Origin of the sequence: Methylorubrum podarium (assembly GCF_040270385.1) — a bacterium.
GTDB classification, from domain to species: Bacteria; Pseudomonadota; Alphaproteobacteria; order Rhizobiales; family Beijerinckiaceae; genus Methylobacterium; species Methylobacterium podarium.
The window spans coordinates 108,275-130,802 of sequence record NZ_JBELQE010000048.1 but is presented as its reverse complement, the minus strand read 5'-3'; the positions used below and the strand labels follow the sequence as shown (position 1 = coordinate 130,802).

Genomic DNA, 22,528 nt, shown 5'->3' with positions numbered 1-22,528 from the left:
CCCTCGTCCGGACTGCGCGCCCCCGCCGCCCCCGCGGCCGTCGACGTCGAAAGGCAGCCGGACACGGACATGCTCCCCGAATAGGCTGCCTCGGCAGAGGACGTTGACGCTCGTCGGCCACGAAACGTCCGCTGCGCCGACGCGGTCCGGGACCGAAACGGCGCCGCCATTCGGTCTCTACGTCGTCACCCGACATGGCCCCGGAAAGCATCGCCTCGTCAGCCTGCCGACCCTGCAGCTTGATCGGACCAGCACCGTCGGTGAGCTACCGGCCACGCCGCAGCGACACCGCGCCCAACGGGACACACCTTAGAAAACGCAACCTGCGGCAATCAATTGGATGAGTTGTGCAGTCCGAGGTCCTTGAGCCAGGCTATGTAGCGGGATGAACGGTCCCAGTTCGCTGCGGGCAGAGTCGTGGCATTCACCTCGCTCGGATTGCAACCGTACTTGCGCCGAAAGGCGCGGCTGAAGACCTGCTCGTTTTCGAAGCCGCAGGCGAAGGTGAGTTGCTTGATCGTCGGCCGGCGCTGACCGGACCGAACGAGTTGCTGCATGGCGTAGGCGAGCCGTCGGTTGCGGATGTAAGCGTAGACGCCGCCATCCTTCTCGAAGATCTTGTAAAGCGGTGTGCGCGAGAGCCCGAACTTGGCCATCAGCATCTCGGCCGTGACGCTCGCGAGATTCTGGTCGATGAATTGGCGCATGGAAATGACGCTCACGGCGGCATGATCGTAGGCGCTGTCCGTCTCCCCCAGGAAGGCGGCATTGCACAAGGCAGCGGTTGCCGAGGCGAGCAGTTCCTTCTGCAGCGGCGTGGCCGTCGGCAGACAGGCGGCCATGCTCTTGAGGTGATTGGCCAGCAGGCGGGTGAGCGGACTGTCGGTGGAAGGGACGCTGCGTCCGTGCCAATCGGACAGGTCGCCGCGCCAACCGTTCAGGAGGCGCCGCGGCAGGGTGACTCTCAAACCCCGGGCGCGTGTGATTTCAAGCTTTATCGGCTGCCCCATATCGGTGATCGTGAACGCTTCCTGTCCGACCTCACCGCATCGGTTGGCCGCCGTGATCTGCGCCCGGCCAGCGACTTGCAGATTCAAGGTGATGTGATCGAAATTCTGAGCGGCGACGTAGGACGCGGATCGCTCCATGACCTGCGCCGGAGCTTCGATCTCGCCGAATACGATCTGCTTTAGGTTGTAGTATCGGCGGAAGACGCTTGATGGAACGATCGTGTCTTGGTCGATGCGACTATCGATGTAATCCGTCGCGAGTTCCATCCACGCCCGGCGTCTACCTTCATTGCTGCATATATGCTCGAATCGATGCTCAATCATAATGCTGCACCCGGAACATGGTGAGCATCGGCAAGCTTAATATTTGTTAAGCTGCCGAATAAAATTGCATGTGATCATCCGTGCCGACTTATATATTGTATTTACCTGAAAAGGTATTGCCGAATCGAAATTATGGATGGATCATCACTGTTAAAGTACGCAAAGTCAGTTCTAAAAGATAGAATATCCGCCCCATGCGTCGCGCGGAGGCGATCTCCCGGAAAGCGATCGAATCACGGACGGCGAGACGCGCCGACCTCATCCAGAAACCCTGCGGTGATGAGGACGTGGGCCGTCTATCGGGGGATCGCGCATCGCGGCAGGCCCTGCGGAAACCGGGCGACGGCGGCGTTCACAACGGACCCGTCCGCCCCGCTGCATCGTCCGCGATCGACTGCGCCACGATGCTTCCCGTGACACGAATCTGCGTCGTGAGCACCGGGCGGCCGGCGGGAGAAGCCGTCAATCAGACCTCTGGGCAACTTCTAGGCTGAAACAGTATACTCCGCAAAAACACGCAAAGTCTGCTGTTTAGTACAGAACGTCTGATGATTTCGTGCGATAAAACGAGATTATTACCAGTGATTAAACCATGATTGCCGCACCATATCCTTGGCTTATCGCCATAACGCGAAGTACAGGGATAAGATGTCATGGACTATGCTGTCGGAATCAGCGGCACCTCACGTCAGAACCTGCTTTCATTGCAGGGAACGGCTGCCCTCTCCTCCATCAATCAAACGCGCCTCAACACGGGCAAGAGCGTCAACAGCGCCCTCGACGATCCGTTGAAGTTCTTCACCGCGCAGAGCCTCACCGACCGCGCCTCGGCTCTGACGAGCCTGCTCGGCGGCATGTCGAACGGCATCCAGACGGTCCAGGCCGCCTCGAAGGGCATCGACACGATGATCGACTACATGAAGCAGTTGCAGTCGGTCGTGCAGCAGGCCCAGAGCAACATTGCCCAGAACCTGCCCACGGCTGCCAGCAACGCGCTGGCGAGTGCTGTGGAGGTCACGGCCGTGGGCGGAAGCGCCCGCGACATCGCCATGAACAAGACGGTGCTGGGCACCGCCGCCGCCGCCGCCTCGGCGACGAACAACGGCAACCTCGGCCTCCCGCCGACCACGATGGGGACGGGCCCGAACGCCACCAAAGTCGCAACCCAGGCCTCGATCCAGCTCAAGGCGGGCAGCAGCACCTACACCTTCGACGTGGACGCGACCGACAAGGTCGGCGATGTCGTGGCCCAGATCAACAAATCCGGCATCGCCACCGCCTCGGTCGACTCCCAGGGCAAGCTCCAGGTGACGGGTGTCGGCTCCGATCCCCTCACGATCGCCTTCGGGAAGGTCAATGGCCCGGGCGTTGCCACCCCCACAGTCGACAAGCCAGGCACGTTCGTCGCGGATAACGCGAACACCACCAAGCTGTTCGGTACCGCCGCCGCCAACAGCACCGCCACCCCGATCGTCGCCACCGCCGGCGGATCGGCCGCGCGGTCCGCCCTCGTCTCCCAGTTCAACAGCCTGCGCGACCGGATCAATGAAGCCTCTCAGGACGCCAGCTTCTCCGGCGTGAACCTGCTCAACGGCGACAGGACCACGGTCGTCTTCAACGAGAAGAGCGGTGCAGGCCAGGCGAAGCTCGACATCCAGGGCACGAAGACCAACACGACGACGCTCGGCATCGGCGTGATGCAGGATTCGGCCGCAGCGGCCACGGGGGCCGACTTCAGCATCCAGAACAACGCGGACCTCCAGAAGGCGACGAACGCCCTCAGCGGTGCGATTGCGTCGCTGAAGTCGCTGTCGGGGACGCTCTCCTCGAACCAGTCGATCATCCAGACGCGCCAGGACTTCACCAAGAATCTGACCAACATCCTCAAGACCGGCGCGGACAACCTGACGAACGCGGACATGAACGAGGAGGCGGCCAACTCGCAGGCCCTGCAGCTCCGGCAGTCGCTCGGCATCTCGGCCCTGTCCTTGGCCAACCAAGCCAACCAGGGCGTGCTGCAGTTGCTGCGCTGATCCGAGGAGAGCTTCGGCGCGATCGATCTGATGATCGCGCCGAAGCCCAACCGACGCCGATACCGCGCGGCACCACCGCAGATCGCTCCAGGCGTGGGCTGATGAGCCATGACTTCAGGCCGCTGCATCTTCCGGCTGTGCGGCGCGATCTCGGCCCTTTCAGGGACGGTGACGATGATGATGCACTCGGCGGTTTCATCGCACAGTATTCGCTTCGGCTTGCTGTGCCTATTCTCCTGGGCGGCCTTCTGGCTCCTTTCCGTCACGAAGAAGGTTTTCGCGCCTGCCCGCAACAGACGACATCATCGAAAAACCGAAGACTCAAAGAGGGGCATGAAGATCAGGGACGGCGTGCCGAGCCCGTTGATCCACACAAATGCGCCGAATGTGCAGGAAGCAGTGGCAATTCCAACGCATAAGCAGAGGATTAAGAGACAAATGCTGCTCGACGAAAGAAATACCAGATGATTTACATCGTATTCTACGCTTGATCGCGCATGCCGCGAGTCGTGGCTCATCATCGACCAGACCCAGCAGCCGTCCGCCGCCGCGCCGGCATGGGAGTTCATCTTGATGCGCCGCGCTCATCGAGAGGAAAAACGAGACAATGGGATGCAACATAAAGCAAAGGCTATAGAATGTTTCGCCGTGATGATACGCGCAACGAGCGCGCCGCTCTTCATAGGTCTTGCCGGAGCAAGCTTCGGCCTGACCGAGCGCAAACCGATGCATTCAGAGCGTCCGGCACGCCCGGCCGCCGTGAAAGCTTCGGCCGACGGCGCCCTGAGAGCGGCCCGCCGCAGCTTGCGCCGGTGAAACGAAGCGGGCCGGCTCCCCGGAGGAAGCCGACCCGTCCCTGCCGTGTAGCGCGGCCCGGCTCAGCGCAGGAGTTGCAGGATGCCCTGCTGCGACTGGTTGGCCAGCGACAGCGCCGAGATCGCCAGCGAGTTGCGGGTCGAGAGCGCCTGGGAGTTGGCCGCCTCCTCGTTGAGGTCGGCGCTCGTCAGGTTGGCCGCGCCGGTATCGAGCACGTTGATGATCTGCTTGGTGAAGTCCTGCCGGTTCTGCACCACCGCGAGGTTCGAGCCGAGCGCGGCCGCCCGCGACTGGAGCTGGCTGCTGGCGCTGTTGATCTGATCGACGATCTTCTTGATGGCGCTGCTTTCCTGGAAGTTGGTCTGGCCGACCGCCGAGAGGCCGAGGCTGGCCGCGTTGGTGGCGCTGCCCTGGACCTTCAGCTGGGAGGTGCCTTTCTCGTTGAAGTTGATCGTGAGGCTGTCGCCCGAGAGCAGGTTCACGCCGTTGAACCCGGCATCCGAGGCGAGCTGGTCCATCTGCTTGAGCAGGTCGTTGTAGGTCTGAACGAGGTTGTTGCGGGCGTTGAGCCCGTCACCGCCGAGATTGGCCGCCGCCGTCCCGGTCGTGAACGGGTTGCCGGTCCCGGACGCGACGATCGACAGGTTCTGCGCGCCGACGTCGTTGGTGGTGGTGATCGAGATCTTGCCGCTCAGCGAGTCGATGGTCGCCTGGGCGTTGGCGGGGGCCAGCGCCTGGTTGAGCTGGGCCAGCGTCGAGATCTGGCCCGGCGCCGTCCCGAAGGTGACGGAGGCCGTGGTCATGGCCGCCCCGTTTCCGACCTGGACCGTGAGCGACTTGCCGGCGAGCGCGCTCTGCGAGGCCGGCTGGCCGCTGCCCGCCGCGAAGTCCGTCGTGGCGAAGCCGAGGTTGGCGACCTTCGAGGTGGCGGTCGAGCCGTCCACGAGCTGCACCGCGGTGTTCGGATCGGCGGCGGTGAAGCTGAACTTGTTGGTCGCCGTGTCGTAGCTCGCCGTCACCGCGCCGTTGGTCGCCGCGCCGACTTTCTGAAGCAGCGAGCCGATGGTGTCGGTCGCCGCGAGGTTCACGGTCTGGCCGTTGACCGAGAAGCTGTCGCCGCCCTTGAAGCCGAGCGCCGAGATCAGCGTCGTCTGGCCGGGATCGAAGGTGCCGGCGACCGACGCTTCCGTGCTCGCGAGCCCGAGGGTGTTGTAGTCCGAGCCCTTGATCGTGAAGGTGCTGCCGTCGGCGCCCCCCGTGAAGGTGAGCTTGGTGCCGGCGGCGTCCTTGCCCGCGGTGACGCCGGTGGTCGAACTCTTGGCGTTGATGGCGGCGATGGCCTGATCGAGCGTGGCCGAGGCGGCGATCGCGATGTCGGTGCCGTTGACCGTCACGGTCTGCGCCGCGCCCTGGTTGTTGGTGATCCGCTGCGGGATGCCCGAGAAGCCGCTGGAGGCGGCGTTGCTCGATTGCACGGTGAAGGCGGAGCCGTTGGCCGCGCCGGTGAGCTTGATCTTGCCGGCGTTGTCGGGATCGACGCTGGCGCTGACGCCGGTGGCCGAGGTGCCGGTATTGGCCGTGTTGATCGCCGCGATCACCGCCGCCTGGCTCGCGCCGGACGGGATGGCGATGTCCGTGCCGTTGATCGTCAGCGTCTGGGCGGTCGGCGCCGCGCCGTTGTCCACCGTCTGCAGGTTGGTCGAGAAGCCGAGCGTGTTGTTCGCCCCGCCCTGCACCGTGAAGGCCGCACCGGTCGTCGCGCCCTTGAGCACGATCTTGCCGTCGGCCGAGCTGGAGGCCGTGACGTTGGTGGTGCCGGACTGGGCGTTGATCGCGGAGATGGCGCCGGCCAGCACCGTGGCCGCGCTGTCGCCGGCGTTTCCGCCGCTGATGGTGATGCTGGTCGTGCTGGTGGTGTTGGGGCTGCCGATGACCAGCGTCTGGGTCTTCGCCGCCGTCTGGGCCGCGGTCAACGCCGTCGCGGTGAAGCCCGCGCCGTTGCCGGTGATGCTCAGCGCGTCTCCGTTGCTCTTGCCGGTGATCTTGATCTTGTTGGTCGAGTCGATCGCGGCGGTGATTCCGGCCGCACTGCCGGCGACGTTGATCTTCGAGATCGCCGTCTCGAGCGTGTCGTTCGCGGCGAGCGAGACCGAGATGTTCGTCGTGGTGCTGCCCGTCGAGGCGATCGAGATCGTCACGGCGGCGCTCGTCGGCGTGTAGGCGGCGCCCGTCACCGTGCCGGCGACCGCGTTGGCCGGGCCGGTGAAGGCGCTGGCGCCGGTCGCCGTGGCGGGCGTGCCCGTGGGCGTGTAGGCGCCGCTCACCGTCGCCGCGATGCTGGTGCTGGTCGGCGTCGCCGAGAAGCCGCTCGAGGCCGGGTTGGAGGAGGCGACGGTGAAAGCCGTGCCGTCGGCCTTGCCGGTCAGCAGCAGGCGGGTGGCGTCGGCGGGATCCTTGGCGGCCGTCACGCCGGTGGTTCCGGTCTGGAGGTTGATCGCCGTGACGGCGTCGTCGATCGAGCCGCCGCCCGCGATGGTGACCTGCGTGCCGCTGATCGTCAGCGTCTGGCTCGCCGCCGCGGCGCCGTTGGCCGTCGTCGTCGGGACCGACGCCAGGCCGAGCGTGTTGCCGGACTGACCCGTGACCGTGAAGTTCGAGCCGTCGGCCTTGCCCGTCAGCACGAGCCGCTGGCTGCCGCCCACGGTGTCGAGGCTGGCGGTGACGCCCGTCGCGGTGGTCCTGGCGTTGATCGCGTCGACAGCGGCCTTCGTCACGTCGGCCGCGCTCGCCCCGGCGTTCCCGCCCGTGACGGTGATCGCCTGGCCGTTGATCGTCAGCGTCTGGCTGGCCGCCGCGATGTTGCCGTTCGACTGGCTGCTCGTGCCCGTGGTCAGACCCGTCTCCGAGGCGTTCTGCGCCGTGGTCTTGACCGAGAAGGCCGAGCCGTCGGACTTGCCGGTGAAGGACAGCTTGCCGCCGTCGTTCTTGGCGGTGATCCCGAGGCTGCCGAGCTGGGCGTTGAGCTTGGTCACGGCGGCGTCGACGGTGTCGCCGAGCGCCAGGCTGACGCTCGTGGTGGTCGTGCTCGTCGGGCTGGTCGCGTAGGTCACCTCGATCGTCGCGGCCGTGGTGAGCGTCGTGAAGGCCGTGCCCTGCACGGTGCCGGCGACGGCGTTGGCCGGGGCCGAGAAGGTCGAGGCGCCCGTCGCCTTGGCGAGCGTCGGCGTCGTCGCGGTGAAGGTCGTGCCGCGCAGGGTCGCCGGGCTGGCGGTCGGCTTGTAATCGACGCTGCCCGCCATCGTCGCCGGCACCGCGGCCGCGGGCGGAAGCGCGCCGGTGAGGGTGCCGATCGCCGTGTCGCCCCGCGCCACGGTCGGGCCGGTGGAGAGCAGGTTGGCGGCCGTCGCCCCGTTGAGAGCGGTCGAGACCGTCGAAGCCTTCGAGGTGAAGGCGTTGGTTGCGGCGAGCGCCTGCTGCGCCGTCGACTTGAGCTGGCTGGTGAGATTCTGGAGCTTGGACAGGCCGGTATTGGCCGCCTGGATCGTCTGGACGCCGTTCGAGATGCCGTCGAGCAGCGACGACAGCTCGGTCGAGCGTCCGCTCAGATTGTTGGCGGTGAAGAAGTCGATCGGGTTGTCGAGCGCCGAGTTGACCTTTTTGCCCGTCGAGAGCCGGCTCTGCGTCGTCGCGAGCAGGCTCGCGGTATCCTGGAGCGAGAGCAGGTTCTGCCGCGTCGCGGCCGAGAGCGTGATGCTGGAAGACATGGGACGACTCGATCCTCGTGGAGCCGACGTGTCGGCGGTGAGGGGATCAAGCGCCCGGCGCAATTGATGACGATCTAAGTATTTGCGGGAGCTACCAGGAATTACCTCGCACAAAGTCTCAGGATAGTCGCATTTTATCTCATATTTGCTTCATGTCCCATAGTATATCAAAAAACTCGCATTTCGTCTCAAATCCGCGGCCGGTCTCGTCATGCGGTAATTGCCGGCCGCGCGCCGATCCGGCACATCCATAAGCGTTGCCGTGAGGTCGCCCGGCGCGTCTTTCGACGCGCACGATCCGAACGCACGATCCGCACCCTTGGGGCCACCAGCCGGGACAGCAAAAATCGTCGCAAAATTTGCCGCCGCCGTCCGATTGTCCAGATTTGAGGCAGAGAGTAGTCCTAAAAGACCGATTGAAAGCGCCGGACATAACTGATATAGGCGCAATACAGTCAATAACGAGATTCTATAGATCGCAACATCAGATCATATTCGGTTCTCATAAGATGAAATCCCGTCGATATGTGCATCGACGCTAAGACCGGTGCGGATCTGCGGCCGATCTTCGGCTGCAGGCTCGAAACGAGCCCCGACATCCCCTCTCAGAGACTTGCCTGCCATGTCGAGGATTCTTCGAGACCGCTTCGAGGCACCGGCGGATCCTGCCGCGTTACGCGATGATTGGATCGCGGCGATGTCACCGGTCTTTCAGGCGACGCTGCCGAGCGGGCGCCTGCTGTCCGGCCCGATCGCCATGGACAACTATCATCTCGGTGAGTTGCTCGTCGGCGAGGTTCGGGCGCCGGCCCAGATCCTCGAACGGACCCCCCGGATGGTCGCGCAACAGGGTCTCGACCACCTGCTGCTTCAGTTCTACCACTCCGGAACCAGCCGGGTCGAAGTGGCCTGGGGCGAGGCGGATGTGGGACCGAACACCTGCATCCTGTTCGACCTGGCCCAGCCGGCGACCGTCGTCGCCGAACCGGTCCACGCGACCAATCTGCTCCTGCCCCGCGCACTGGTCGCCGAGACGGTGCCGAACGTCGCCTCGCTGCACGGCCACGCCTTCGACTACGCGACGGATCGCGTCAGCCGGCTGTTCTTCACCTGCGTGCGCGAGCTCGTGGACTGCGCCGACATGCTCGACGTCCACCAGCTTCCGCATATCAGCCAAGCCGTCGCGATGCTCGGCAGCGCCTGCCTGCGCGGGCGGGCGGCGGCGCGGCCGGCGAACGAAGTGCAGTTGAGCATCGCGATCCGGCAGTACATCGAGCGGGAGCTCGGCTCGCCGCATCTCGATGCCGAGATGCTCGCGGCGCAGTTCGGACTCTCCCGCGCGACCCTCTACCGGCAGTTCATCTCGGAGGGCGGCGTCCAGCGCTTCATCCGCGAGCGGCGCCTGCTGCGGGCGATGAAGATGCTCACGCAGCCGACCGCGACGGGGCGGCCCCGCGTCTCGACGGTCGCCTACACCACGGGCTTCTCCGACGAGAAGACCTTCAGCCGCGCCTTCAAGCGCCGGTTCGGCTTCCTGCCGCGGGAGACCGAGGTCGGCGCCGGCGTCTGGGGCCGGACCGCCGACACGCAGCCGGTCCTCCAGTCCTGGCTCAAGGAGCTGGCGGCCTGATCCGCGACGGCCGGCCTCGGTAACGCCGGGCTCGGGCTCAGCCGGACGGCATCCTCGTCCGCGCTTGATCCACCTCAACGCCGAGACGGCGCCGGGGCAGCAGACTCTCCCAAGCGGCCGGACGCAGCCGCCTGACGGGAGATGATCCATGAATCTCAAATCGCTCCTCACGCTCGGCCACCGCTCCCCCTCGGCCGAGGGGGGCGCCGTGCCGCTGCCCGCGCAGCATCTCGTGGAGCAGATGCTCGGCGAGTTCCGTCTCGGCCTCCCGCTCGGCCTCCCGCTCGTCCAGGGCGGCGCGGTGCCGCGCATGGATGTCGTCGAGAAGGACGGGACGGTCGAGATCACCGCCGAATTGCCCGGGCTCGCCCGTGACGACGTCAAGGTCGAACTCGCCGACGACACCCTCGTCATCCGCGGCGAGAAGCGGCAGGAGAAGGAGCAGAGCGAGGGCGCCCGCAAGGTCACGGAGCGCAGTTACGGCGCCTTCGTGCGCAGCCTGGAACTGCCCGCCGGCATCAGGGCCGAGGATGTCCAGGCCAGCATGGACAAGGGCGTCCTGACGGTGACGCTGCCGAAGACCGCCCTGGCGCCGCCCGAAGCCAAGCGCATCGACATCAAGGCGCCCTGAGGACGGCCCGACCCCCGTCATCGCCGCTTCCGGCATCCTCTCCGCCGACATCGGGCCGCCGCGCCGGCCGCGCGGCGGGCACCGACCGTCAAGCGCGCGCGGCAGGAAGTGTCCCATGACCTATGCCAGCATCATGGTGGCCGTCGATCTCGGAGCGGAGGCGCGCGAGCGCGTGCACCTCGCCGGCCACCTCGCCGACGACTTCCGCGCCCGGCTGATCGGCGTCGCGGCGGAGGAGGCGTCCTACGCCGTCCCGCCGGTCGGCCCGATCCCGGCTAGTGCCTTCGCCCTGGCCGCCAACGACGAGCTCATCCTGAACGATCTCAAGCGCGCCCACGCCGCCTTCGCGGCGGCGGCGGGCGGGCGCAGCCGCGTCGAGTGGCGCTCCAATCTCGACTTTCCGCTGCCGTTCCTGATCGGACAGGCCGCGGCGGCCGACCTCGTCGTCGTCGGACGAAAGGGCCAATCCGGTCCCGTGCTGTTCTCGGTCGATCCCGGCGACCTCGTCATGCATCTCGGACGGCCCATCCTGGTGGTGCCGCCCGGCATCGACCATCTCGATGCCCGGCGGGTCGTGATCGGATGGAAGAACACCCGCGAAGCCCGCCGCGCGGTCAGGGACGCGCTCCCCTTCCTGTCGCGGGCCTCGCGGGTCGTCGTCGTGTCCATCGATGAAGGGCAGGGCACGGACGAGGCGGGGGACGTCGTCGGGTTCCTCCAGGCCCACGACATCGACGCCACGGCGACCCGCTGGGAGAGCGGCGGCGGCCCGACCTCCCGGGCGCTGGTCGAGGCGGCCTCCGAGCAGGCCGCCGACCTGATCGTCCTCGGCGCCTACGGCCACGGGCGCCTGCGCGAGTGGGTCTTCGGCGGCGTCACCCGCGACCTGCTGGCCGGCGCGCCGGTCTGCTGCCTGATGAGCCACTGAGTGTCTCGCACGCTACGCCCGCGGCGCCGTCGTGCCCGAGGAGGCGACGGTCGGCGATCGGGCGTTGCGTGAGGCCCTCCGAACCGGCCTCGACGCCGGCTCTCGCGCAAGGCAGCTCCCTCAGGCGAGCGTCAGGCGATCCTCGACGGCGGACACGCCGGGGACCGACCACGCCGCCCGCTCGGCCAGTTCGCGCTCGCGCCAGACATCGACGAAGCCGTCGAGGATCACCTTGCCGCCCTCGACCTGCACGCGGATCGTGTCGGGTGCCTTCGCGCTCCGCTTCAGGGCGGCGCGGATGCGGGCCTCGACCTCGGTGGCCTGGGCCGGCGGCGTCACGGCGATGAGGTTGACGATGTCGGTGACGCCGGCGAGGCGGCGCAGAGCCTTGTCCACCGCCGCCTTCTGAAAGTAGTGCGGCACGCTGCCCTGGAGCGTGACGCAGCCGCGCTCGACCTTGAGCGAGACGGACCGGTCGGGGATCTGCACGTCCCATTCCAGCACCCGGGCGCAGCGGTCGGCCAGCGCCTCGTCGCCGATCCGCGGATTGTCGGGATAGCGGACGTCGATCTGTTCGACCACGGCGCGGACGCCGCGCACCCGCAGGGCGACCCGCTCGACGATTCCCTTCTCGGCGTAGTTCCGCACATGCCCGCTGAGGGTCACGACGCCGTCCTCGACGGCGACCCCGATCTGCGCCGCATCGATCATCGGCGCGAGTTCGAGTTCGTCGAGCACGTGCTGTCGCACGCTGATGTCGTCCATCTCCCGCCTCCTCGCTTCGAAGCTTCGACTGGTCAGAACGCCAGCCAGAACAGCGCCGTCGTCACCACCGAGGCCGCGGCGGCCAGGGCGAGCGCCTGGGGGCTGGCGATGGTCCGGTAACGGGCGATGTCGTCGACGCGGCTCGCCGCGTCCCCCGCGCCGGCCCTGAGCCCCGCCGCGTCGCGCGGCGCCGACCCGGCCGGAACCCGTACGTACCGCACCGTTTCGATGTCGATGGATTGAAGCACCACACGCATCGCTCGCTCCCGTCCTTGAATGAGTCGTCCTGGGATGCGCCATCCCCGGCTGACGGGAGCATCCTGGCGCGCTCGGCAGGCGCTGCCTTGATCCACCTCAAGGCTGCCGCCGCTGGACGACGGCACCATCGCCCCGAGGGCGACCGACGCTCCGGCGCGTCGAGGAGCCCTGCCCGGTGCGGCGGACGCGGAGCCCGGACTTGCGCTGGATCAAGGCGGACCGGAACCGGTGCGGCACTCTCCGGGCCGCTTTCGCCTCCGGAGGACGACCATGCCGAACCCACCGTCCGCCCCCGCGGGCCTGCGCGACATCCTCGTCGGGCTCACCGAAGAGGGCCGCGGCGACGAGGCGGCGAGCGCGCTCGGCGTCGCCCTGTCGCTCGCCGGGACGACCGGCGCCCACCTGACGATCCAATCGGCCGCCCGCCGCCTGACCCTCGTCGGCGGGTCGGGGTGGGGCTTCGTCAACGACCTGATCGCGCAGGAGAACCGCCGCCTCAGCGCCCGCGCGCGGGCGATCGCCGAGCGCGCCGCGACGGAGGCCACCCTGGAGGGCGTGACCTGCTCGATCGAGGTGCCCGCGCTGGCCTATCCGAACCTCGTCGGACGGCTCACCGCCCGCGCCCGGCTCAGCGACCTGACCATCCTGGACGCCGAGGCGCGGGAGCTCGATCTCGACCGCGACCTGATCGATGGGGTCCTGTTCGGGAGCGGGCGGCCGCTCCTCGTGGTGCCCCCGGGCTGCGACGCGTTCTCGGCCCGGCGGATCGTCGTCGCCTGGGACGGCAGCGCCCAGGCGGCGCGGGCCGCCAACGACGCGCTGCCGTTCCTGCGCGCGGCCGAGGCGGTGGAGATCGTGTCCGTGGTCGGCGAGAAGGACCTCTCGACCTCGGTCGCGGGCGCCGAGTTCGCGCCGCACCTCGCCCGCCACGGCGTGAGCGTCTCCGTGACCAACGTGCCGGTCGCGGGCGACGCCGCCGAGACGCTGAGGCGGCAGGCCGGCCTGTTCGGCGCCGAGATGCTGGTGATGGGTGCCTACCGGCATTCGCGCCTGAAGGAATGGTTCCTCGGCGGCGTGACGCACGCGCTCCTGACACGCGCGCCGGTGCCGCTGTTCCTGTCCCATTGATCCTGATCCGAGGATTCCGGCGAACGAGGCCGTACGGGTCATACCGTCTCCGGTTGATCACCTCGGGTTTGGCTCAACGCCGTCATCACGAGGCGAAGCCGAAGTAATCCAGGGCGCGACTTCTCCGGAAAGGGCGCGCTCTGGATCGCCACGGCTTCGCCTCGCGATGACGGAGAAGGCACCGAAGCGATCAAACGGATGGCGTATCAATCCTCGACCACGTGGCGCAGGCGGGCACGGTGGAGCGTGACCTGCCGGCCGTTCGCGCGCCGCAGCGCCCCGTCCTCCTCGAGCTGGGAGAAGGTGCGGGAGACGGTCTCGATGGTGAGGCCGAGATAGTCGGCGATGTCGCGCCGGGTCATCGGCAGAGCGAAGGTCCCGGTGCCGCCGAAGCGCCCGTCGACCTCGATGAGGAACGCCGCGAGGCGCTCCTGGGCCGAGCGGCGGCCGAGCAGGAGCGTGAGATCCTGGGCGTCGCGCAGGTTGGCGGTGGCCATGCTCCAGAGCTGGCAGGCGACCTCGGCGCTGCGGGTCGCGGCGCGCTCGATCGGCCGCCGCTGGAAGATTAGCACCCTGGTGTCCGAGAGCGCCTCGGCCGTGTGCCAGTGGACGTCGCCCTGCTCGAAGCCGAACAGGCTGTCGGCCAGGTGGAAGCCGGTGATCTGGCGGCGGCCGTCGCTCAGCACCTTGTGGGTGCGCACCGCCCCCTCGACGACGCGGTAGACGAACTCGGCCTCCTCGCCCTCGCCGTAGATCTCTTCCTCGCGGGCGTAGGAGAAGGGTGTGCCGATCAGATCGGGGCAGTTGGCGAAGAGGCCGGTTCGATGGCCGCTTCCAGGGAGGCTCCGCAACAGCGCGCGCGACCGCGCGGCGGCAAGGGCGGATCTCGGCGTCGATTTGGTGCCCATCGGTTCGCTCCTCATCCGTCTCGATGGGGCGAGAGTGGCCGCGCCGACGCGCCGACGATATTCAGGACACTCTCTTAAGTCGCCTTGCTTAAGGAAAACTACGTAGAGATGCAGAGTGCCCGCGGCGGTGCGGACGATGCCGCGGCCTCGCTCCGCCCGAAGAAGTCGGGCGCGCATCGCGGCCTCCGCTCGGGTCGTGCGCGCGTGCGATTGCGCGAGATCAACGCCGTGCGGTGCGCCGCCTGTCAGCTTTGGCGACGAGCCGGAGCAGGGAAGGCGCACGCCGTGTCCCCCCACGTTGCGCCCTGGGCCGATCCGCGCAAGCCGCCGCGCCCGCCAAGTCCCGCGGCGGGCTGTTCCTCGTCCGCGCACGACCGGTCCCGGCCGCCGGCGAACAGTCCCGGCACCGCCCCGGCCGCGAGGGGCTTCTCGATCGGGAGAGTCGCGACCTCACGCGAAACCGGCCCGCACGGCCCAGCGCACCAGCTCCTGCAGGTTTCCCGCCCGCGTCTTGGCCATGACCTTGGCCCGGTAGATCTCGACGGTGCGCGGAGAGATGTCGAGCAGGCGCCCGATCTCCTTGCTGGTGCCCCCGGCCACCAGATGGTCGAGCACCTGACGCTCGCGCTCGCTCAGCGTCAGCAGCCGCCGGACGAATTCCTGCAGGGTCGGATCGACCGTCCCGTTGTGACCGCCCCGCTCCAGGGCGGCGTGCAGCGCCTGCAGCAGCGCCTCGCCGTCGAACGGCTTCTCGATGAAGTCGCAGGCGCCGAGCTTCATCGCCTCCACCGCGAGGGGTACGTCGCCGTGCCCCGTCATCATCACCACCGGAAGCGTGTGGCCGGCCGCCCGGAGGCGGCGGAACAGTTCCAACCCGTCGAGGCCGGGCATGCGGATGTCGGTCAGGATGCAGCCGCTGACCGGCGGCGCGAGCCGCTTGAGCAGGATCGCTCCAGCCTCGTAGAGGCGCACGTCGAAGCCGGCCGTGTCGAGGAGGAACGCGACCGAGTCCCGCATGGCGGGGTCGTCGTCGACCACGTGCACGAGGGGAGGCGGATGCGCGGGCATCGATCACATCTCTCCGTCTAGCGCGACGGGGAGCGTCAGGCGGAAGGTCGCCCCGCCGACGGCGTTGCGCTCGGCCCAGAGGCGCCCGCCATGCGCCTCGACGATGGTGCGGCAGATCGAGAGCCCGACGCCCATCCCGCCGGCCTTGGTGGTGACGAAGGGCTGGAACAGCCGGTCCGCCACTTCCTCGGCGATGCCGGCGCCGGTATCCGACACCGCGATCTCGGCCCATTCCGGCGAGACCCGCCGCGTCTCGACCGTCAGCTCGCGCCGGCCGCTCCGCTGCATCGCCTCGCGGGCGTTGCGCAGCAGGTTGACCAGAACCTGCTGCACCTGCACCCGGTCGGCGAGCACCGATCCGACCCGCGGGTCCAGCACCACCTGCGCCGTGATCCCCTGTTCGTCGGCGCCGGACAGGGTCAGGGCGCCGGCCTCCTCGATCATCGTCGCGACCGGCTCGACCCGCTTCTCCGTCTCGCCCCGGGCGACGAACTCGCGCAGGCGGGAGATGATCTGCCTGGCCCGCAGCGCCTGCTCGGCCGCCTTGTCGAGAACCTCCTGCGCCCTGACGATGGCCTCGGAATCGGGCTGAGCCAGGAGGCGGCGGCAACCGTTGGTATAATTGCTGATGGCGCCGAGCGGCTGGTTCAGTTCGTGGGCGAGCGTCGTCGCCATCTCGCCCATGGCGCTCAGGCGCGAGACGTGGCCGAGTTCGGACTGGAGTTCCTGAAGCCGCGCCTCGGTCCGCCGCTGCTCGGTGAGATCGTTGATGAAGCCGGTGAAGAACACCCGCTCGCCCGAACTCATCTCTCCGATGGCGAGCTCCATCGGAAAGGTCGAGCCGTCGCGCCGCCGGCCCGTCACGGTCCGCGTGGTGCCGATGATGCGGCGCTCCCGCGTCTCCCGATAGCGCCCGAGATCGGCGTCGTGCCGATCCCGCATCGGCTCCGGCATCAGGAGGCCGACATCCTGCCCGATCGCCTCGGCGGCGGCGTAGCCGAAGAGGCGTTCGGCCGCCGGGTTGAACGAGTGGATCAGCCCCGCCTCGTCGATGACCACCATCGCCTCGGGCACGGTGTCGAGGATCGAGCGGAGATGGGCCTCGCGGGCGCGCAGTTCCGCCTCCACCTGCTTCTGCTCATCGATGCTGAAGACGACGCCCCGGTGCCGGCGGGGCCGGCCCTCGGCGTCGAGATGCACCTGCCCGCGCGAGCGCAGCCAGCCGCCCCCCCCGTTCGGCGGCACGACGCGGTACTCGACCTCGTAGCTGCCGCCGTTCCGCAGCACGGCCTCGATGGCCTCGGCGCGGGCCTGGCGATCCTCCGGATGCACCACGACCTGCGTGGCGGCGAAGCTGGTCAGTTGCTCGGAGGGAATGCCGAAGAGGCAGGCACAGCTTTGCGAGGCGCTGACGCGGCCCGTGGGGATGTCCAGCGACCAGATGCAGACGCCGACCTCGTGGAGGGTTTGCCGGAGATCCTCGACGGTCAGTCCCGCGTCTCCACCCTGCGCTGCATCGAGCGCGGCAATGGGGAGCGTCATCGTTTCCACCCCAGAAGTCGCTGCGTGGAAGGCAAAGATCATTGCCACACGACGCCAGCGCCAATCATGTCATTTGATAAACGAAATCTTGAACCTTCCTTCATCATCCAAAAACGTCAAAGATTTTCGGACGAAGATTACGCAATTTTTGCTTGTATAGAAAGGCAACGTGAGGGGCAAACCGATCGATCATCCGGCATGGTAGATCCCCCTTACAACCGTTGCTCGATGAAACGGCATCGGCGGCGACGGCGGGGCGGACCGGCGTATCGTTCCGCATCGCGTCCGGCGTGACGGGTCTCCGTTTGCGCTGGATCAAGGCCGAGCCGTCCCGGCCGCACCAACGATAGGGCGGACCAGACCGGAGCCCCGCCATGTCCCAGCCTGTTCCCTCCGCGCCCGTCGGCCTCCGCGACGTCCTCGTCGGCGTCGCCGTGGAGAACGAGGGCGGGACGGCGTCGTCGGCCGTCGGCTACGGCCTGACGCTGGCGAAGGCCGCGGGCGCCCACCTGACCCTTCAGTCGGCCTCCTGGCGCCTCGCGGGCGACGACCGCTGGATCAGCCGCTTCGACGACGGCAGCGTCGCGGAGATCGACCGCCGCCTCGACGCCCTGGCCCGCGCCGTCGCGGAGCGCGCCGCGGTCGATGCGCGTCTGGCGGGCGTCGTGTGCACGACGGAAACGCCGAGCCTGCCCTATCCCGCCGTCATCCGCCGGCTGGCGCAACAGGCGCGCCTGCACGACCTGACCGTCCTGGATGCCGAGATCTGGACCTGCGACCTCGACCGCGAGGCGATCGAGTCGACTCTGTTCGAGAGCGGGCGCCCGGTCATCGCGGTGCCGCCGGGGCAGGCGGCCTTCGCCGGCCGCCGGATCATCGTCGCCTGGGACGGCAGCGCCCAGGCGGCGCGGGCCGCCAACGACGCGCTGCCGTTCCTGCGCGCGGCCGAGGCGGTGGAGATCGTCTCCGTCGGCGATGCGGCGGAGATCCGCGACGCGGTGCCCGGGGCCGAATTCGCGCCCCACCTCGCCCGGCACGGGGTGAACGTCGTCGTCAACGATCTGCCCGTCTCCGGCTCCGTCGGGGACACCCTGCGGTCCCAGACCGGCCTGTTCCGGGCCGACATGGTCGTGATGGGCGCCTACCGCCATTCCCGCGCGCGCCAGTTCTTCTTCGGCGGCGTGACGCGCTCGCTGCTGCGAAGCTGCCCCGTGCCGCTGTTCCTGTCCCGCTAGAGCCGCACCATCTTTTGCGAACTTTTCCACGCGATGTCGTGACTTTGCCGGCGATGCACGGAGCCGCCTTCATCTTTCGGCAAGGGACGCGGGCGCTACTGGGTCCGTCCAGCGCAGGATCGCCGTCAGAGCACCCGGCTGGGCAGGGGGTCCGGCAGGCCTGGGACACGGATCGATGCTCGCTCTCGTCCTCGACGACGCCGAGATGAACAACCTGGTGATGGTCGCCTCCCTGCGGCCGCTCGCGGGATGCGTGCCGCACGCCTTCACCGTGCCGACGGAGGCGCTCGCCTTCGCGCAGGCGCGTGCCGCCGAGATCGGCATCGTCATCACCGACTACGAGATGCCCGGAATGAACGGCATCGAGTTCATCCGCGCGGTGCGGCGCGTTCCCGGTCTCGCGACCGTGCCCACGGTCATGGTCACGAGCCACGATCAGCGCAGCCTGCGCCGCGAGGCGCTGGAGGCGGGTGCCACTGACTTCCTCACCAAGCCCGCCGACGCGGTGGAGATCCGCGCCCGCGTGACGAACCTGCTCGCCCTCTCCGAGTCGCACCGGGCGCAGCGCGACCATGCCGCCCAGCTCGCCCGCGAGGTCGCGGCGGCGGTGGCGATGGTCGAGGAGCGCGAGCGCGAGATCGTCTCGACCCTCATGCGCGCCGCCGAGCACCGGGATTCCGACACCGGCGACCACATCGCGCGGGTTTCCGCCTATGTCGGGCTGATCACCGAGGCGATGGGACTGTCCGCGTCCGCCTCCCGGCAGATGTCCCTGGCCGCGACCATGCACGATGTCGGCAAGATCGCCGTGCCGGACGCCATCCTGCTCAAGCCGGGCGCTCTCACGCCCGAGGAGCGCCGGGAGATGGAGCGGCACGCCGACCGCGGGCAGCGCATCCTGGGCGGCAGCGAGTCGCCCGTGATGCGGCTCGCCGCCGAGATCGCGGGAAGCCACCACGAGCGCTGGGACGGGAAAGGCTACCCGCACGGCCTGAAGGGCGAGGCCATCCCGCTCTCCGGCCGCATCGTCGCGGTGGCCGACGTCTTCGACGCACTGACGACCGAGCGTCCCTACAAGCAAGCCTGGTCGCCGGAGCGGGCCCGCGCCTATCTCCAGGAGAACGCCGGCTCTCACTTCGATTCGGCCATCGTCGAGGCCTTCCTGAGCCGCTGGACGGCCGTCCAGAGCTTCCTCGATCTCGGCCGTGCCACCGTAGACGCGACGCGGGCGGCTTGATCGACCGGCAAGGAATGCCGAAGAATTACGTCGGCGATTTGTTGATTAACATGCTGCCGATGACCGGCCTGATATCGACCATATCTACGGTCCCGTCGAGACTGATTTTTGAAATGGAAACGATTCAGTCGCAATAAATATAGTCTGCTCCAAAAATATTCGCTCCGCAAGCCAAACCAGTCGATCGAGACCTATGCGATCACAATCCTTTGGCTGATCGCCTGCTCTGCAAGTGTCGGAACGGACCCGTGGGACGGTCAAATTCAACATTCTTCCCGGCCGGATTCACGGTGCATAAAGGCGCATCGTCGTACCGTGGCCGGACGAGCACGTCTCATCTTGAAGATTCCAGCGGTGCTGAGGCTCCGGGGAAGCGGCATCGACGAAGACCAAGTCCTTGAACCCCTCCGAGCCCCTCCCGCATCGTCGGCGCCTTGCAACATCAGATGCTCTGAGGTCTCGGTTCGTTCGGAACGTCGACGGCGTTGCCGCGGTCGAACTCTCCCTCGTCATCCTGCCGCTCTTCGTCTTGGTGCTGGTGATCATGGAGGCGTCGATCCTCGCCTTCGCCCAGCACCAGCTCGACGTCGCGGTCCAACGCGCGGCCCGGATCATCCGGACGGGCGATTTCCAGGAGGGCGCCGACGTCGGACAGCAGCTGCGCGGCCTCCTCTGCGGCACGGGCCTGCGCTTCTATCAATGCGACGAGATGCGGTTCGACCTCGTGCGCAGCCCCACCTTCGCCGTCAAGCAGATCGCACCGGCCTACGATGCCGGCCGCGGCGATTGGGCCGCCGGCTTCGGCAACCAGTTCGCCTGTCCCTCGGGGGGAAGCGTCCACGTTCTGCGCGCCGCCGTGCCGATGCTGCGGCCGTTCCGGTTCCTCGACTATACCGGCCAGCGGATGCCCGGCGGCAAGCAGCTCCTCACGTCGACGGCCGTCTTCCGCGCGGAGGGTTACGCGGAAAAGTCGTGTGCATGAGGCTGCGCCGGCCGCTCAGGGCGCGATGGCGCGCCGTCGTGAAAGGGCAGCCGCTCTCGCGGGCCCTGGTCCGCGCCGGCCGGGCACAGGGCGGGGCGAGCGCCGTCGAATTCGCCTTCATCGCGCCGGTCCTCGTGCTCCTCTTCGTGGCCACGATCGAACTTCCGCGGGCCATCGCCACCAACAACCGTCTGGCGCAAGCCACGATCACGATGGCCGACCTCGCGTCCAAGAGCGACTACAGCGACATCAACGACGTCTATTCGGCCGCCCAGGTCGTGGCCTCGCCCTACAGCTTGGCCGGCATCGGCGTCGTGCTGACGGCCGGAGGGGTCTATCAGGTCGGAAACAGCTTCGTGGCCCGGGTCTGCTCCAGCGTCCAGCAGGGCGACACGGCCCGCGCCGTCGGTTCCGACATCGGCCCCCCGCCGGCGGGGACGGCGTCGAAAGGCGACCGCTTCGTCATGGCCGAGACGCGGCTGCATTACCGGCCGCTGTTCTCCTTCTTCCCATTCCTCAACGATGTGACCTTCACCGCCAAGACCGTGTGGCCGGTGCGCGACGGCGTCGCGAAGAACGGGCAGGTCGAGGTCGTCCTGCCGGGCGGGCAGCCCTGTCCGGCGTGATCCGGGCCTCATGTTTCGATTTCCCTCGGACGGCCGGCGATATCCGCGTCGGACAAGTCTTCCCCCGAGCCTCGTCATTGTAAATCGTGCGTAAACCGTACGGACGCCGCGCTTAGGATGCCAAGTATATCCTATTAACTCGGAGGAATTACGTCTGAGATGCGATGCGACATGAGACGGGGCAACAGTCACGATGGTGACGGGTGACGCGAAGAGGGAGGCGAAACGCACGAGCCGGTGGAGACGGCCCCTCTCGAGCCTGTGCCGGGAGAACGACGGCGCGGTCGCGGTGATCTTCGGGCTGGCGGCCTCCACCCTGATCGGCCTGGTCGGGGGCGCCATCGACTACGCCAAGGTCGTCTCCGCGCGCACGCAACTGCAGAGCGCGGTCGATGCCGGCGTGCTGGCCGGCGGCAACGCCCTCAAGCTCGTGGTCTCGAGCACCGAATCCATCGTCGGCCTGACGACCCAGACGATCCAGGCCGAGGCGAAGACCGGCGCCGACGCGCCGGTCTCGATCCAGGTCACCGTCGCCTCCGACAAGACGAGCGTCGAGGCGCGCGCCGAACAGGTCGTCAAGCTCACCTTCGGGGCTTTCGTCGGCATGGCGTCGATGCCGGTCTCGGTGCGAGCCCGGGCGAGCGTCGTCGGCCGGATGCGCCTGTGCATGCTGGCCCTCGACCCCGCCGCGCCCGGCGCGTTCAACCTGGAGCGCAACGCTCAGGTCACGGCCTACGATTGCGCCCTCTACTCGAACTCCTCCAGCAGCTCCGGGATGGTCGGCCGCGACGGCTCGCTCGCCCGGGCGCAGACGATCTGCTCCGCGGGCGGCTTCAGGGACGACCGGGCGAACTTCACACCCAATCCCCAGACGAGCTGTCCGGTGATCCAGGATCCGCTCCGCAACCGGCCGGCCCCGCCGGTCGGCACCTGTCAGCTCCTGCCCTCGATCCTCGCCCTGACCGATGCCCTGACGGGCAAGAGCAAGGGGAGCAACGTCGTCGCGGAGACGACGACCCTCGAACCCGGTACCTATTGCGGCGGCCTGCACATCACCAAGGATGCGGTCGTCACGCTGCGGCCGGGCATCTACGTCATGAAGGACGGCCCCCTCGTCGTCGACAAGAAGGCGACGATGACGGGCAAGGATGTCGCCTTCTACTTCACCGGCAACAACAGCGGCCTTCTCTTCGACAAGAAGACGACCGTCGATCTCTCGGCCCCGACCACGGGCGTGATGGCGGGCCTCCTGATGGCCGAGGAACCCTCCGTCACCCTGCCGATCGATCCGGTCCTGGCCGTTGACACGCTCCTCGGCGACATCATCAGCCCGACGCCCCCGGCGCTCGGCGCCAGCAAGCCGATGCGGATCTACCGCATCATCAGCGACAACACCCGCACCATGCTCGGGACGATCTATCTGCCGGCCGGCCGCCTCGTGATCGACGCGCAGCGGCCCGTGGCGGACCTCTCCGCCTACACCGTCGTCGTGGCCCAGCAGATCAACCTCTACGAGGGCCCGAACCTCTACCTGAACGCCGACTACAACCGCACCAGCGTTCCGATCCCCAAGGGGGTCGGCCCGATCTCCGGGCGGCTCGTCATCAGCCAGTGATCGTCGCGACCCGTGCCGGAGCACCGAT

General features: G+C 67.9%; 18 protein-coding genes. 11 read left to right on the top strand and 7 right to left on the bottom strand.

Annotated features, from left to right (window positions below; translation table 11 throughout):
• Nucleotides 1–332: 332 nt before the first annotated feature.
• Nucleotides 333–1,277, bottom strand: coding sequence for an AraC family transcriptional regulator (locus ABS772_RS07845; protein WP_350393521.1), 945 nt, complete (start codon nucleotides 1,275–1,277; stop codon nucleotides 333–335).
• Between the two features lie 710 nt (nucleotides 1,278–1,987).
• Between ABS772_RS07845 and ABS772_RS07840 the strand changes: the two genes are divergently transcribed.
• Nucleotides 1,988–3,367: a flagellin N-terminal helical domain-containing protein gene (locus tag ABS772_RS07840; RefSeq protein ID WP_350393520.1), complete on the top strand. Its 1,380-nt coding sequence runs from the start codon at nucleotides 1,988–1,990 to the stop codon at nucleotides 3,365–3,367.
• Between the two features lie 108 nt (nucleotides 3,368–3,475).
• Nucleotides 3,476–3,835, top strand: a complete 360-nt coding sequence (locus ABS772_RS07835; protein ID WP_238253531.1) for a hypothetical protein — start codon at nucleotides 3,476–3,478, stop codon at nucleotides 3,833–3,835.
• 410 nt (nucleotides 3,836–4,245) lie between these two features.
• Here ABS772_RS07835 and ABS772_RS07830 read toward each other — a convergent pair whose 3' ends face one another.
• Nucleotides 4,246–7,947, bottom strand: coding sequence for a flagellin hook IN motif-containing protein (locus tag ABS772_RS07830; protein ID WP_350393516.1), 3,702 nt, complete (start codon nucleotides 7,945–7,947; stop codon nucleotides 4,246–4,248).
• Between the two features lie 697 nt (nucleotides 7,948–8,644).
• Here ABS772_RS07830 and ABS772_RS07825 point away from each other — a divergent pair.
• The 3 genes from ABS772_RS07825 to ABS772_RS07815 all read left to right on the top strand — a co-directional run bounded on the left by ABS772_RS07825 (nucleotide 8,645) and on the right by ABS772_RS07815 (nucleotide 11,136).
• Nucleotides 8,645–9,577: a helix-turn-helix domain-containing protein gene (locus ABS772_RS07825; RefSeq protein ID WP_350393514.1), complete on the top strand. Its 933-nt coding sequence runs from the start codon at nucleotides 8,645–8,647 to the stop codon at nucleotides 9,575–9,577.
• 148 nt (nucleotides 9,578–9,725) lie between these two features.
• Nucleotides 9,726–10,208 (top strand): Hsp20/alpha crystallin family protein, encoded by a 483-nt coding sequence (locus ABS772_RS07820; RefSeq protein ID WP_350393511.1) that lies wholly within the window; start codon nucleotides 9,726–9,728, stop codon nucleotides 10,206–10,208.
• A gap of 115 nt (nucleotides 10,209–10,323) precedes the next feature.
• Nucleotides 10,324–11,136, top strand: a complete 813-nt coding sequence (locus ABS772_RS07815; RefSeq protein ID WP_350393509.1) for a universal stress protein — start codon at nucleotides 10,324–10,326, stop codon at nucleotides 11,134–11,136.
• Between the two features lie 120 nt (nucleotides 11,137–11,256).
• Here ABS772_RS07815 and ABS772_RS07810 read toward each other — a convergent pair whose 3' ends face one another.
• Entirely contained in the window at nucleotides 11,257–11,901 is a 645-nt protein-coding gene (locus ABS772_RS07810) for a BON domain-containing protein (protein ID WP_238253526.1), read from the bottom strand.
• A 32-nt stretch (nucleotides 11,902–11,933) separates the two neighbouring features.
• Nucleotides 11,934–12,158 (bottom strand): hypothetical protein, encoded by a 225-nt coding sequence (locus tag ABS772_RS07805; protein WP_350393506.1) that lies wholly within the window; start codon nucleotides 12,156–12,158, stop codon nucleotides 11,934–11,936.
• Between the two features lie 271 nt (nucleotides 12,159–12,429).
• Here ABS772_RS07805 and ABS772_RS07800 point away from each other — a divergent pair, with 271 nt between their 5' ends.
• Nucleotides 12,430–13,287, top strand: coding sequence for a universal stress protein (locus tag ABS772_RS07800; protein WP_350393505.1), 858 nt, complete (start codon nucleotides 12,430–12,432; stop codon nucleotides 13,285–13,287).
• Between the two features lie 206 nt (nucleotides 13,288–13,493).
• On the opposite strand, the gene ABS772_RS07795 is transcribed toward ABS772_RS07800, so the two are convergent.
• From ABS772_RS07795 to ABS772_RS07785, 3 genes are all read right to left on the bottom strand, one after another.
• Entirely contained in the window at nucleotides 13,494–14,195 is a 702-nt protein-coding gene (locus tag ABS772_RS07795) for a helix-turn-helix domain-containing protein (protein WP_350393503.1), read from the bottom strand.
• Nucleotides 14,196–14,645: 450 nt separating this feature from the next.
• On the bottom strand, nucleotides 14,646–15,263 hold the full coding sequence (fixJ, locus tag ABS772_RS07790; protein ID WP_238255277.1) for a response regulator FixJ: 618 nt from the start codon (nucleotides 15,261–15,263) through the stop codon (nucleotides 14,646–14,648).
• Nucleotides 15,264–15,266: 3 nt separating this feature from the next.
• Nucleotides 15,267–16,805, bottom strand: a complete 1,539-nt coding sequence (locus ABS772_RS07785) for a sensor histidine kinase (RefSeq protein ID WP_350393502.1) — start codon at nucleotides 16,803–16,805, stop codon at nucleotides 15,267–15,269.
• A gap of 374 nt (nucleotides 16,806–17,179) precedes the next feature.
• Between ABS772_RS07785 and ABS772_RS07780 the strand changes: the two genes are divergently transcribed.
• The 5 genes from ABS772_RS07780 to ABS772_RS07760 all read left to right on the top strand — a co-directional run bounded on the left by ABS772_RS07780 (nucleotide 17,180) and on the right by ABS772_RS07760 (nucleotide 22,500).
• Complete coding sequence (locus ABS772_RS07780; protein WP_350393500.1) at nucleotides 17,180–18,040, top strand: universal stress protein; 861 nt, start codon at nucleotides 17,180–17,182, stop codon at nucleotides 18,038–18,040.
• Between the two features lie 175 nt (nucleotides 18,041–18,215).
• On the top strand, nucleotides 18,216–19,277 hold the full coding sequence (locus tag ABS772_RS07775; protein ID WP_350393499.1) for an HD-GYP domain-containing protein: 1,062 nt from the start codon (nucleotides 18,216–18,218) through the stop codon (nucleotides 19,275–19,277).
• A gap of 397 nt (nucleotides 19,278–19,674) precedes the next feature.
• Nucleotides 19,675–20,259, top strand: coding sequence for a TadE/TadG family type IV pilus assembly protein (locus ABS772_RS07770; protein WP_238255273.1), 585 nt, complete (start codon nucleotides 19,675–19,677; stop codon nucleotides 20,257–20,259).
• The gene (locus ABS772_RS07765; RefSeq protein ID WP_350393496.1) at nucleotides 20,256–20,885 is read left to right on the top strand and encodes a TadE/TadG family type IV pilus assembly protein; all 630 of its coding nucleotides are present in this window, start codon (nucleotides 20,256–20,258) and stop codon (nucleotides 20,883–20,885) included. The genes ABS772_RS07770 and ABS772_RS07765 overlap by 4 nt, the downstream gene beginning before the upstream one ends.
• 193 nt (nucleotides 20,886–21,078) lie before the next feature.
• Nucleotides 21,079–22,500: a TadE/TadG family type IV pilus assembly protein gene (locus ABS772_RS07760; RefSeq protein ID WP_350393494.1), complete on the top strand. Its 1,422-nt coding sequence runs from the start codon at nucleotides 21,079–21,081 to the stop codon at nucleotides 22,498–22,500.
• Nucleotides 22,501–22,528 lie beyond the last annotated feature (28 nt).

Bases quoted from the DNA above. Each gene is read 5' to 3' on its own strand.
- ABS772_RS07845 (WP_350393521.1), bottom strand. From the start codon at position 1,277: ATGGAACTCGCGACGGATTACATCGATAGTCGCATCGACCAAGACACG.
- ABS772_RS07840 (WP_350393520.1), top strand. From the start codon at position 1,988: ATGGACTATGCTGTCGGAATCAGCGGCACCTCACGTCAGAACCTGCTT.
- ABS772_RS07835 (WP_238253531.1), top strand. From the start codon at position 3,476: ATGACTTCAGGCCGCTGCATCTTCCGGCTGTGCGGCGCGATCTCGGCC.
- ABS772_RS07830 (WP_350393516.1), bottom strand. From the start codon at position 7,947: ATGTCTTCCAGCATCACGCTCTCGGCCGCGACGCGGCAGAACCTGCTC.
- ABS772_RS07825 (WP_350393514.1), top strand. From the start codon at position 8,645: ATGTCACCGGTCTTTCAGGCGACGCTGCCGAGCGGGCGCCTGCTGTCC.
- ABS772_RS07820 (WP_350393511.1), top strand. From the start codon at position 9,726: ATGAATCTCAAATCGCTCCTCACGCTCGGCCACCGCTCCCCCTCGGCC.
- ABS772_RS07815 (WP_350393509.1), top strand. From the start codon at position 10,324: ATGACCTATGCCAGCATCATGGTGGCCGTCGATCTCGGAGCGGAGGCG.
- ABS772_RS07810 (WP_238253526.1), bottom strand. From the start codon at position 11,901: ATGGACGACATCAGCGTGCGACAGCACGTGCTCGACGAACTCGAACTC.
- ABS772_RS07805 (WP_350393506.1), bottom strand. From the start codon at position 12,158: ATGCGTGTGGTGCTTCAATCCATCGACATCGAAACGGTGCGGTACGTA.
- ABS772_RS07800 (WP_350393505.1), top strand. From the start codon at position 12,430: ATGCCGAACCCACCGTCCGCCCCCGCGGGCCTGCGCGACATCCTCGTC.
- ABS772_RS07795 (WP_350393503.1), bottom strand. From the start codon at position 14,195: ATGGGCACCAAATCGACGCCGAGATCCGCCCTTGCCGCCGCGCGGTCG.
- fixJ (WP_238255277.1), bottom strand. From the start codon at position 15,263: ATGCCCGCGCATCCGCCTCCCCTCGTGCACGTGGTCGACGACGACCCC.
- ABS772_RS07785 (WP_350393502.1), bottom strand. From the start codon at position 16,805: ATGACGCTCCCCATTGCCGCGCTCGATGCAGCGCAGGGTGGAGACGCG.
- ABS772_RS07780 (WP_350393500.1), top strand. From the start codon at position 17,180: ATGTCCCAGCCTGTTCCCTCCGCGCCCGTCGGCCTCCGCGACGTCCTC.
- ABS772_RS07775 (WP_350393499.1), top strand. From the start codon at position 18,216: ATGCTCGCTCTCGTCCTCGACGACGCCGAGATGAACAACCTGGTGATG.
- ABS772_RS07765 (WP_350393496.1), top strand. From the start codon at position 20,256: ATGAGGCTGCGCCGGCCGCTCAGGGCGCGATGGCGCGCCGTCGTGAAA.
- ABS772_RS07760 (WP_350393494.1), top strand. From the start codon at position 21,079: ATGGTGACGGGTGACGCGAAGAGGGAGGCGAAACGCACGAGCCGGTGG.